The 5,615-nt window shown below is 48.1% G+C and carries 5 protein-coding genes; 1 reads left to right on the top strand and 4 read right to left on the bottom strand.

Annotation, left to right across the window (positions count from 1 at the left end; all coding sequences use genetic code 11):
- Positions 1-131: 131 nt before the first annotated feature.
- From T488_RS0106645 to T488_RS0106630, 4 genes are all read right to left on the bottom strand, one after another.
- A complete protein-coding gene (locus T488_RS0106645) occupies positions 132-770 on the bottom strand; it encodes an HAD family hydrolase (protein WP_028520109.1) in 639 nt (212 codons plus the stop codon).
- Positions 767-1,831, bottom strand: coding sequence for an iron-containing alcohol dehydrogenase family protein (locus tag T488_RS0106640; RefSeq protein ID WP_028520108.1), 1,065 nt, complete (start codon positions 1,829-1,831; stop codon positions 767-769). Before T488_RS0106640 ends, T488_RS0106645 begins: the two co-directional genes overlap by 4 nt.
- Positions 1,832-1,969: 138 nt before the next feature.
- Positions 1,970-2,488 carry a class D sortase gene (locus tag T488_RS17220; RefSeq protein ID WP_051536380.1) on the bottom strand — a complete coding sequence of 173 codons (519 nt, stop codon included), beginning with the start codon at positions 2,486-2,488 and terminating at the stop codon, positions 1,970-1,972.
- Positions 2,475-4,613 (bottom strand): S41 family peptidase, encoded by a 2,139-nt coding sequence (locus T488_RS0106630; protein WP_028520107.1) that lies wholly within the window; start codon positions 4,611-4,613, stop codon positions 2,475-2,477. Before T488_RS0106630 ends, T488_RS17220 begins: the two co-directional genes overlap by 14 nt.
- A 295-nt stretch (positions 4,614-4,908) precedes the next feature.
- Between T488_RS0106630 and T488_RS0106625 the strand changes: the two genes are divergently transcribed.
- Positions 4,909-5,364 (top strand): hypothetical protein, encoded by a 456-nt coding sequence (locus T488_RS0106625; protein ID WP_028520106.1) that lies wholly within the window; start codon positions 4,909-4,911, stop codon positions 5,362-5,364.
- Positions 5,365-5,615 lie beyond the last annotated feature (251 nt).

Here is a 5,615-nt window from a genome sequence, read left to right as displayed (position 1 = left end):
GATGATAGTCGCCACTATAATACGAATTTTGTGGGACGTCGAGTGACTCCCTACGGTGTAGGGAGATGTCAGCGAAGCTGACAGAGGGTACGTGCAGCTGTTAGCTGCGCCGTCCCCTACATAATGCTAAATTATGATTTATCCAGTTTCTTCATGAGCTCCGGAAGGTCGCTGAAACGCTCAAGCTCGGGGACGGAGTGGTCGATAGTGCCGAAGCCGTATGCCGAGTGGATAAAGTCGATACCAGCCTCCATGGTGGAGTCGTAGTCCCCCTGTATATCGCCTACATACCAGGCTTTGTCAAGACCGTTCCTGCTGACGATGAGGGCGATGTTGTCCCCCTTGCCCTTGAGATTGTTGCCGTAGCATTCAATATCGTCGAAATGCTTGCCGAAGCCGTAGTGCTCCAGGAAAGTCTCTATATAGCCGCTCTGGCAGTTGCTTACGATGTAGAGATGATACTTTTTCTTCAGGCGGATAAGTGTCTTTTCAAGGTCGGGATAGAGCACTCCGCCATGCTTGAGGAGATACTTCAGCTCATTATCGCAGCAGCTGTCAAGAAGCTCCATTCGCTCCTCGCGGGGAAGGCTTCCGAAGAGTATATCCGCTATCCTGTCCATGGTAAGTCCCATGACGCTCATAACGTCCTGCTGAGTGATATCGGGAAAGTCATAACCCAGCTCCCTTACCTTTTCTGTCCATGATACAGCCACATTCTCCGAGGAGTCCCAGAGTGTGCCGTCCATATCGAAAATAATTCCTTTTTTCATATTCCCTCCGCCATTCTGCTGTATATTTCATCAAGCTGAGCTCTGTCATGCTTTATATCGTCAAGTATGGTTATCCTGCCCGTTCTTACGGTGCGAGCCTTCTCCCACATATCCGCGAACATATCCTTTGTTATGCCGTAGGTCTCGGGACTGACGTCCAGACCGTAGGTGCGGAAGAAGCCGAGAAGCCCGTCGGGGGACTGTCCCTGGAAGATACATGAGCCTATGCTGCCCAGGGCAACTGCCAGACCGTGTGATATTTTCACATCGGGGTAGTATTCCTCAATGGCGTGGGCAAAGAGGTGCTCGCTGCCGCTGCATGGGCGGGATGAGCCTGCTATCTCCATAGCCAGACCGCCCATGACCAGAGCGCGGGAGAGTATCCTTATGAACACACGGCTCTTCATGTTCTTCTCGTCGCAGTGATACACCGAATCGTAGCTCATTCTGCTCAGTGCGTAGGCGAAGTCATCCACGGGAGTACCGGTTCGCTTTGCAGAGAGCTTCCAGTCAAAGAGTGCAGTGTGCTTTGCAATGGTGTCGCCAATGCCCGAGAGGGTCTGTCCCTCGGGAGCGTTTATTATCATGTTGGTATCAACGATTATAGCCGTGGGGATATTACAGGCAATGGTCTTTCTTGCCTTGCCGTAGGTCTCCAGCACCGAGAAGGGAGAGGCGAGAGAGTCGTTGCTGAGAGAGGTAGGCATACATATATATGCCGCCTTGCTTATGTGAGCGGCGTATTTAGCGGTATCAAGGACCCTTCCGCCGCCTATGCCGATTATCACCTTTATGTCCTCAACGCAGACCTTTTTCGCAATGGCAACAGCCTCGTCGAAGCTGGCGTTTTTCATGGCGTATATCTCCGCATTGCCGAAATCGCAGCTTATATCATCTATTTTTTCCTTATAGATGCCTATGAGGAACTCCTCGGAGATAACGAGAGCTTTCTGACCTATAAGGTCGGGGATATATCTCTTTATTATCTCGTCCGAGCGGAAGAAAGCGTCCTCCTCAACTGCCAGGCATATAGGAAGGTCAAAGCTTGTATGCTGATTCATAACATCACCTCTGTATTTATTATACAGTATTCTCGCAAATAAAGCAACAGTCATTCATCTGCCGCCAAAAGAAAAAGGTACCGCCTCTGCAATGATTTTTTTCACCGCAGGAGCGATACCGTTATTATTATATAAGTGTCAGTCCTTATACAGGAGCCCCACTACCACAAGGCGCTGTGTTCCGTCATCTGTACAGGTTATGAGAGTGACGCGGTCATCGCCGAAGTCCTTGAGTATCCAGGTCTCATCGGGTTTAACGATGAACTTCTCCGAGACCTTGTATCTGTACTTGTTCTTGTCCTTGTCGTAAAGCAGTATCTCAGTACCGATGTCTACCTTTTTCAGTGAGTTGAAGTACTCCTTGTAAATGACGCTGCTGTGGGCGGCGATACAGTAGTTTCCCTTTCCGAAGCCGCCTGTATCTGTGAAGTGCCCCGCGCCTTCACGGAGGATCTCCTTGTCCGTACCCTCAAGTACGGGAGCCTTTATGCCCACGCTGCTTATCTCAACGACAGCGTTTTCCTTCATGAGCTTATACTTGTGTACCTCTCTGCATATTTTTCTTACGCCGAAGAAGGAGAGTATGCCGAAGCCCGTCAGGAAAAGCAGCAGTCCGACTGCAAAGAGCAGCTTGTGTTTTTTATCAAAGGCTGCCATTTTCGTCTTTTCTTCTGAGCCTGTATGCAGCCATCATAGCTGCGCCGCCCGAAAGGGTCATGATGAATGCGCAGGCAGCAGCTGCGGCTGTACCCATGGAGTTATTGCCTGTCTTGGGAAGGTCGGAAGCATCGGTAGTTGTTGTGGTCTCTGATGAGCTTCCGGAAGCAGATGATGTTGCAGATGTGGTGCTGTCCTTGTCAGAAGTTGTGGAGACAGTTGTGGTTGTAGTGGTTTCTGTAGTTGTTACAGTGGTAGTTGTAGTAGTAGTCTCGGTCTCGGGCTCTGAGGGCTCCTGGGGAGCATCCTTCTTGTAGAAATCAGCAAAGAGTGAGCTGAGATTTGCAAAGTTGTAAACGTCAGAGTAGTCCTTTGAGCCGTCCTCGTTGAGCTTTACAAGTGCATAATCGGGCTCGATACCCTCGTCGATGGATTTTCCGTCCTTGTCTGCGAACTTGATACCATAGGACATTGCATAGATCATACCGTCAGCTGTAGCGTGGTAGTCAGTAGAGCAGGCACCGCCGCCGCTTCTCTCGCCGATCAGCATGATACCGCTGTCCTTGGCAAGTGAGGGCATGAGGTTTGCGCAGGAGAAGGAGTAATTGGAGGTTATTATTCCGAAGTTCAGATCGGTTTTGAATGCATCGTCCTTTTCGTCGAATGCCTTGTCCAGGTTCTTGTCAACCAGGAATTCTGACTTCTGGGGCTCGTCGTTGCTGCCGCTGGCAAGGTTTATGTGGTCAAGATCGTTTATCAGACCCATCATGTACATCAGTACATCTAAAGAGCCGCCTCTGTTTGTACCCAGGTCGATGACGAAGTTCTTTATAGCGGGATCCTTATCTGCCCTGGTGATACAGCTGTAGAAATCGGAGATGAGATCCTTGGGAAGCTCACCGTTGTTATAGTAGTAATTCAGCCATGCGGGAGTATTTGCATTGAAACCACTGAATGAGAAGAATGCAGTATCGCCCTTTACGGCGTATTCATAATAGGGAAGCGTATCATCGGGATGGGGCGGTGCTTCATATGTATCGGCAGTCTCAAACATTGCAATTCTTGCTTCCTGTGCTAAGTAGCCGCTTGCGCTGGCTTGGGCGTTGTCAGCCCACCAAATGAAGGCACCTTCAAGCTCATCGGGGGAAACAAGGTATTCACCGACCTTTTCTACTTGTTCCTTGCTGCCAATAGCGGCAAGGTTATTAAAGAATGTGTGTCCGCCGTCCCAGAAGTAGTAATTGAGCAGCTCAAGACCTGCACAGTATTCGTATGGGTCCTCTGAGAGGAGCATTTCCTTTACCTTTCTGGTGCCGTCGCTGGCTTCCGAGAGCATACCGTCAAAGCCTTTTTCGGCAAGCAGGTCATTGTAAGTTATTCTTCCGGGGAAGCCGTAGATATTGTCGATCTCAAAGCAGAGCTCGTTATAGTTGAATTCTGCCATATCTTTCGGACGTCCGTCCTTGTATTTCTCAAGATACTCGGCAGCGTGGGCAGGATTAAGGGCGTTGTCTTTTCTGTTGTATTCAGAATTAACATGACCGCAGAAGTAGAGCTCCTCCTCAACGCACATACCCTCATTCAGAGGATACTCGAAAATGTCGCATAAAGTGGCAGCAGGCCACCATACCTCATTTTCATCTCCGCGGATGTCGATCTTATACTCTGAAAGATCAATATCCCCGAACTGAGGCTCTGATTCTTCAGTGTTCTCTTTTGTATATGTTTCATAGCTCTGGTCATTGCTGTCGAATACATAGGCGGGACAAATAAAGTGTTCAATATCCTCTGATGACATATATTCCTTGTTTATGTCGATGATACCTGTTGCGCCGTAGGGCACCTTTACTTCGTATATGCCGTCATTTTTTGCGTTGATCTCAAGCTCCTGACCTGTCCAGCAGCTGTAGTAGTCGGACAGCTTTATGTAGGGGACATGGGGCATATCGCTGTAGTAGCGGCATTCAATGTCTATAAGGTTTTCATCTGAATAGACGTGTGCTGTCATTTTTGAGGTAGTGTAGTCGCTTGTTTCTGCGGCAGAAGCAGTGAGAGCGGTAAAAGCTCCCGAGCTTATAATGACAGAAAGTGCGGCGATCCCTGCGATAGTTTTTTTGATTTTCATGGTGATTCTCCTTGATAATAATTTAACAGCCTGCGGCTCAAAATAAAGCTGATATGAGGTCATAAAAGCTTTTGTTTCCGCTCATACAGGCTGCATTTATAGTATAACATATTTTATACTATAAGTCAATAGTTTAACATATTCCCGGTTTCAGGCCGTTCACTCCGTTTTTTCTCCCGTTCACTCCCTTTCGGTTGATAGGGAAGGCGGGCGATGCTAATATGATGATATTATCATCGGGATACAAGTATAACTGAAAATCACAGCCTGTGCAGATACCAAGGAGAGGGAGAGTATGCAGATAATTGAAAACCAGACCCTGATCTTTCATGACCTTTTGTCATACAGGACAAGGGTGTCTCTCGGGGAGCTTCCCGAGATGATAAAATATATCACAGATAACCTTGACGCGCTGAATATAACGGCGGTCAACAGGATAATATTCACACTTACGGGAGATTCGGATAAGGACGGCAGGAGAGATGCCGAGATACTCATTCCCATAGGGAAAGAGCTGGAGAGCTGCAGCGAATTCAGCTTCAAGCCTGAATTCAGGCTGATAAATGCTATATCCGTTCGGCATGAGGGAAGTCCCGCTCTTGCGGAGGCAACTGCGCGAAGACTTGCGGAGCATATTGACTTCAAGGGATATACAGCCATCACGCGCCCCTATTACAGGGTGATCCGTATGGATCCCGATCATGACTGTATCTTTGACATCTACGTGGGAATAGAATACAATATCCTCTGATGAAACAAAGCCCTGCGGTAAGGGCGGTGCTTATATAGAAGTTTATAGGTAATTATCGGGGACAAACCTTTCTGAGGAAAGGTTCTTTCCCCGAACCCCTTTTCCAAAGACTTTATAACTGAATTTAGCCCCAGAAGGGCGTTCCATATAAATGTGATAATCGGTAATATTACCAGGAGCGCCCTTCTGGGGCTAAATTTAATGCTAAAAGTTTTAGGAAGGGAGTTTGAGGGAGAACCCTTTTTCAAAAG

The sequence above is a fragment of the Ruminococcus flavefaciens ND2009 genome (genome assembly GCF_000621785.1).
Taxonomy (GTDB): domain Bacteria; phylum Bacillota; class Clostridia; order Oscillospirales; family Ruminococcaceae; genus Ruminococcus; species Ruminococcus flavefaciens_C.
Note: the sequence above shows the minus strand (reverse complement) of the source record. Positions and strands in the feature narration are given on the sequence as shown.

Excerpts from the sequence above, each read along its gene's own strand:
- T488_RS0106645 (WP_028520109.1), bottom strand. The coding sequence starts at position 770 with ATGAAAAAAGGAATTATTTTCGATATGGACGGCACACTCTGGGACTCC.
- T488_RS0106640 (WP_028520108.1), bottom strand. The coding sequence starts at position 1,831 with ATGAATCAGCATACAAGCTTTGACCTTCCTATATGCCTGGCAGTTGAG.
- T488_RS17220 (WP_051536380.1), bottom strand. The coding sequence starts at position 2,488 with ATGGCAGCCTTTGATAAAAAACACAAGCTGCTCTTTGCAGTCGGACTG.
- T488_RS0106630 (WP_028520107.1), bottom strand. The coding sequence starts at position 4,613 with ATGAAAATCAAAAAAACTATCGCAGGGATCGCCGCACTTTCTGTCATT.
- T488_RS0106625 (WP_028520106.1), top strand. The coding sequence starts at position 4,909 with ATGCAGATAATTGAAAACCAGACCCTGATCTTTCATGACCTTTTGTCA.